Source organism: Pseudomonas sp. FSL R10-0399, assembly GCF_009600165.1.
GTDB lineage: Bacteria > Pseudomonadota > Gammaproteobacteria > Pseudomonadales > Pseudomonadaceae > Aquipseudomonas > Aquipseudomonas helleri.
Map to the genome: position 1 here is coordinate 1 of NZ_WIWK01000198.1, position 5,150 is coordinate 5,150.

The 5,150-nt window shown below is 61.9% G+C and carries 5 protein-coding genes and 1 pseudogene; all 6 read right to left on the minus strand.

What is annotated here, in order from left to right:
- Positions 1-386: pseudogene (locus GHO41_RS28445) on the minus strand (aminomethyltransferase); the annotation flags it as partial.
- Between the two features lie 15 nt (positions 387-401).
- Positions 402-1,769, minus strand: coding sequence for an NAD(P)-binding domain-containing protein (locus tag GHO41_RS28450; RefSeq protein WP_153435280.1), 1,368 nt, complete (start codon positions 1,767-1,769; stop codon positions 402-404).
- Between the two features lie 26 nt (positions 1,770-1,795).
- Entirely contained in the window at positions 1,796-2,662 is an 867-nt protein-coding gene (gene purU / locus GHO41_RS28455; RefSeq protein WP_153435281.1) for a formyltetrahydrofolate deformylase, read from the minus strand.
- Positions 2,663-2,693: 31 nt separating this feature from the next.
- The gene (locus tag GHO41_RS28460; RefSeq protein WP_153329034.1) at positions 2,694-3,824 is read right to left on the minus strand and encodes an aminomethyltransferase family protein; all 1,131 of its coding nucleotides are present in this window, start codon (positions 3,822-3,824) and stop codon (positions 2,694-2,696) included.
- 41 nt (positions 3,825-3,865) lie between these two features.
- Positions 3,866-4,882, minus strand: a complete 1,017-nt coding sequence (locus tag GHO41_RS28465; RefSeq protein ID WP_153373779.1) for a DUF3445 domain-containing protein — start codon at positions 4,880-4,882, stop codon at positions 3,866-3,868.
- A gap of 12 nt (positions 4,883-4,894) precedes the next feature.
- Positions 4,895-5,150: 2Fe-2S iron-sulfur cluster binding domain-containing protein (locus tag GHO41_RS28470; RefSeq protein WP_153435282.1), on the minus strand; the 256-nt coding region annotated here is incomplete at its 5' end.

Below are 5,150 nucleotides of genomic sequence, written 5' to 3' on the forward strand. Positions count from 1 at the left end.
GCAACCCACTGCTGCTGGTGTCCGGCCGGGCTGTCGGTGCCCCAGAGCAATGCCGGGTGCGGCAGGTTGTTAGCCTCAATGGCGCGTTTGCCCAGGGCTTGAGTGATCCGTCGGGCTTGCAGCGTGGGCTCGCTCAGCCGGGTGCGCAGGTAAGTGTTGGCGGCCGATGCGCTCAGCCCCCAATCGCTTAACGCGCTGGCGCCTTGTGCATTGAGCGCCAGCAGCTCACGGGGCTGCTGGCCTTCAAGGTCGATCACTTGCAGGCTGTCACCGGGTTGCAAGGCGATCAGGGTCAGGCCGCCCGCCACCACCCGGTAGCGCTCCAGATTGGGCGCCCGGGCAAACAACCCGGGCTCGTTGGGCCGGGAAATGCGTGGTGCATTCATTAACAGGCTCCCGGGTCAGCCGACCGACTTGATGGTGGTGGGCGGCTCGCCCAGATACGCCGCCATGGAGTCGTCCAGCGCATGCAGCCACGGCGTGTGGTGAGACGGCGATTGGGTGCCGGTCATCAGCGAGCGGTATGACTTGTCGCGATAACCCATGATGTTTTCGGCCTTGTCATGCTTCCAGTGCAGGAAGGTTTGATTGACCGCCGCGATGTCGAAGTTCGGGTAGTCGGTGGCGTCGACCAGTTCCTGGATGTACGCGCCCTGGAATTCGAACATCTGCTGGTTGGTTTCCAGGGTTTGTTCACGGGCCTGCCATTGCTGGCTGTCGGCGGTCCGCTGGGCGTGGTCGGGCAACTCGATGCGCCCCAGAATCACGTCGCGGGCGTACCAGGCCTGGGCGTCGAACATGTTGAACGAGTACCACTGGTCTTGCATGCCGAGGTAGATCAGGCGCGGGTTGGGTTCCCAGAACACGCCCTTGTACAGGTTCATCGGCCACAAGCGGTTGTCGGTCTTGAGGCTCAATTCGTCAGGCAGAAACGGGAAATGATGCTTGTAGCCGGTGCACAGAATCACCGCATCGATGTGCTTGCTGCTGCCATCGGCAAACCAGGCGCGGTTGTTTTCCAGGCGTTGCAGCTGCGGTTTTTCTTCCCAGTTGTCCGGCCAGGCATAGCCCATGGGCGCGGTGCGGTAGCAACTGGTAATGCTCCGTGCCCCATATTTGTAGCATTGCGAACCGATGTCTTCGGCCGAGTAGCTGCTGCCGACAATCAGCAGGTCCTTGCCCTTGAACTCCAGCGCTTCGCGAAAATCATGGGCGTGCAGGATGCGTCCGGCGAATTGCTCGAAGCCTTCGAAGTACGGGACCTTGGGCGTAGAAAAGTGCCCGCAGGCGTTGATCACGTAGTCGAACTGCTCGCTGGTCAATGTGTCGCTGTTGTAGTCGTGGGCCTGCACGGTAAAGCGCTGGCTGGCCTCATCGAAAGTCACTTGGCGCACCGCATTGTTGAAGCGGATGTAGTCGCGCACTCCGGCTTTTTCGACCCGGCCCTTGATGTAGTCCCACAGCACTTCACGGGGCGGGTACGAGGCGATGGGGCGACCAAAATGCTCTTCGAAGGTGTAGTCGGCGAACTCCAGGCACTCTTTCGGCCCGTTCGACCACAGGTAGCGGTACATGCTGCCGTGCACCGGCTCGCCGTTTTCATCCAGGCCGGTGCGCCAGGTGTAGTTCCACATGCCGCCCCAATCGTTTTGCTTCTCGTAACACACCAGCTCGGGGATCTCGGCGCCCTTGTCACGGGCCGACTGGAAGGCTCGAAGTTGCGCCATGCCGCAAGGGCCGGCACCGATGATTGCCACGCGTAAGGTCATGATCGTGTCTCGGGTAAAAGGGGAAATCAGCGAAAGATCACTGTCTTGTCCTGGTTGATGAACACCCGGTGTTCCAGGTGGTACTTCAGCGCTTTGGAAAGGGCCACGGTTTCGGTGTCGCGGCCGATGGCAACCAGCGAGTCGGGCAGGTGGGTGTGGTCAACGCGCTGGATTTCCTGCTCGATGATCGGCCCTTCGTCGAGGTCGCTGGTCACGTAGTGCGCGGTGGCGCCGATCAGCTTGACGCCCCGGTCGTACGCCTGGTGATAGGGCTTGGCGCCTTTGAAACCGGGGAGGAACGAGTGGTGGATGTTGATCGCCCGGCCCGACAGTTGCTGGCACAAGGTGTCAGACAGGATCTGCATGTAGCGCGCGAGCACTACCAGGTCAGTTCCGGTCTCGTCGACAATGCGCATCAGCTCGGCTTCCTGGCGGGCCTTGCTGTCTTTTGTGATCGGCAGGTAAATGAAGCGAATGCCTTCGCGCTCGGCCATGGCCCGCAGGTCCAGATGGTTGGACACCACGGCGGTGATCTGCATGTCCAGTTCGCCCTTGCGGTGGCGGTACAGCAGGTCGGTCAGGCAATGGTCGAACTTGCTCACCATCAACAACACGCGGGTGGGCTGGCTGGAGCAGAACAGTTGCCACTGCATGTCAAAACCACCGGCCAGAGCGCCCAGCCCGGCACGTAAGGCGTCTATGTCACCGGTGACGCCGTTGTTGAAACGAAACACCGCGCGCATGAAAAACTGCCCGGTGAACTCGTCGTCAAACTGCGCCAGTTCACTGATGTAGCACTGCTGGCGGGCCAGGCAGTCGCTGATCGCAGCAACGATGCCGGAGGTCGCCGGGCAGTTGATCTTGAGGATGTAATGTTCGGTCAAAGTGTTCATCAAAGGCTCCGAGGGTAAAAAAATGGGCGGATCAGCCTTTGGCCGTGCGCTTGGTTTTTTGCGGGTCGTCGAAGGGCAGGGCGTGGCTGGCGGCGCTGGCATTGAGGCTGCCGCGCACCTGCAACGGTGTGCCGGGGGTAGCGCAGTCAACGCTCAGGCGGGCTATCGCCATTGAGCGTTTGCTCAGGCGCGAGTACATGGCGCAGGTGATGACCCCGACCTGTTTGTCGCCTTGCCACAGGGTGTCGCCCGCCTCGGCGGGGCGTTCGCCGTCGAGCAGCACGCCAGCGATCTTGAAGCGTTCTTTGCCGCGTAAACGAAAGTGCTCTTCGGCGCCGCGAAACTCGCGTTTGTCGGGGGATACGGTGAAGTCCAGGCCCATCTCCCATAGGGTGTCCCCGGCCTTTTGGTCGGCAAAGGGGTACATTTGCGAGTTGTCATACGGGAAGAACATCAGTGCGCTTTCGACCCGCAGCCAGTCCAGCGCGGTAAAGGCACACGGGATGATGCCCATGCCCGCGCCGTGCTCGACAATCGCGTCCCAGATGGCCGGTGCGTCGGCGGCCTTGCAGAAGATCTCGTAGCCGCGCTCGCCGGTATAGCCGGTCCGGGAAATCATCACCGGGCGGTCAAACAGGCGTGTTTGCAGGTGGTGGAAGTACGGCAGCTGGCGAATGCCCGGCACGTATTCCGCCAGAAAATCTACCGCCAGCGGCCCTTGCAACGACAGGTCGTGCAGGTCGTCATCGAACAGCACCGCCACTTGCCGACCTTGCGCCGAACGCACGAGCATTTCGTAGCCGGTGCCTGCGCCGTGCACCACCATGAACGCGTTGGGCCCGGTGCGGTAAACGATGCAGTCATCGACGAACTTGCCTTCTTCGTCGAGCATCGAGGCGTACACCGACTTGCCGGGGTAGAGCTTGGCGATGTCGCGGGTGGTCGCCCATTGCAGCAGGCTTTCGGCATGCGGGCCGACGTAGTGGACTTTTTTCAGCCCCGAGACGTCCATCAAGCCTGCGCGGGTGCGGATCGCCTCATGGTGATCGGCCAGCGGGCTGGCATAGGTCCAGGCGGTGCCCATGCCGTTCCAGTCTTCGAGGTGGGAGCCGAGTGCGCGGTGACGCTCGGCCAGTGCAGAAATACGCCATGAATGTGCCATGTGAAAATCCTTGTCTGGAGGAAGGGGTCAGGAGGCAGAGGTCAACTCTGCGGATCGAATTGCGCCAGCCACTCGACCAGGGTCTGGCGGTAGCGGGTCATGCCCTTGTAATCGGCAATCGGCTCGGGCAGGTCGCGCAGCACCCGGTGCAGGCGGCAACCCCAGCCGGGCTGAGTCACCAGTTCTTGCAGGCTGATCAGGTAGGTGCGAATGCTGAACATCACCGCGTTGCTGCGCGGAAGGCGCAGCATCACTTGCAGCTCGACGCGCAGGTGCACCTCCTGGCCGACGTTGTCAGCGGTGATGCGGCCGCGGTCGGCGCCCCATTCGTGAAAGGTCTCGGGCGATGAATCCAGGCGCGGCTTGATCGTCAGCGTCCAGTTCAGGCGCCGAACCGGCTGGCCTGTTTGCAGGTTGAGCAGGTATTTCAGGGCCCGTTCGAAAATGCCCATTTGATGGGCCATTGGCACCGGCGAATGCCACTGTTTGAAGCTCATGCCAGCGTCAAAGGCCAGCGACCAGTCGGCCGGGCTGGTGACGATGCCGGCGTCCATAAACAAGTCGTTGTCGCGTTGATCGAGCAGGGCGAAGTCGCCTTGCACCTGGCGCCCGATAAACTCCAGCGGTTCGCACGGCAAGCTGCTGGCGTCACCGAAAACAAAGTGCTGATCAATGTCCAGCAACAGGTTGCGCCAGTGCCAGCGCTCGCCATCACGGTTGAGCACGAACCACTGCGGGTAATCGGCGGCAAGGCTTTCCATCAGCAGTTGCAGGGCATCCCAGGCGGCCACCTGCATGTGCGGCAGGACCAGATAACGGCGCGGGTCTTTGTCCAGCACCTGGGCGCGTTCGGCCATTTCCGAGCGGTAGTGTTCGTCGATGTCGAACGTGCAGTGATAAATCGAACCGGGGTCACGGGAGGTGGCGGGTTCGATGTTCACCGAGTACAGGTAGCTGTCCTCGGTGAACGGGAAAGGGAAGCGGCGAATGGCGGCCGGGCTATTGCGAAAGCTGAAGTCGTCGCGGTAGCTGAGCACGGGGCTTGATGGGGTGAGCATGGTCGATTCCTCCTAGAGATCCAGCGAGACGCAAGGGTGGCCGCGCGAGACGCAGGGCATTAAGAATTCGGCTTGCTCGGCGGGGCTCAGATAACTGTCGCGGTGCTCGATGACGCCACCGCTGTGGCGCACTTTGCATTGGCCGCACACACCGCCACGGCACAGGTTCGGCACGTTGAGCCCGGCAGCTTCCAGGGCTTCGAGCAGGCTTTGCTCGGCGCCGACCCGCAGTTGCCGGGCGCTGCGCAGCAGGTTCAGGTCGAACGGC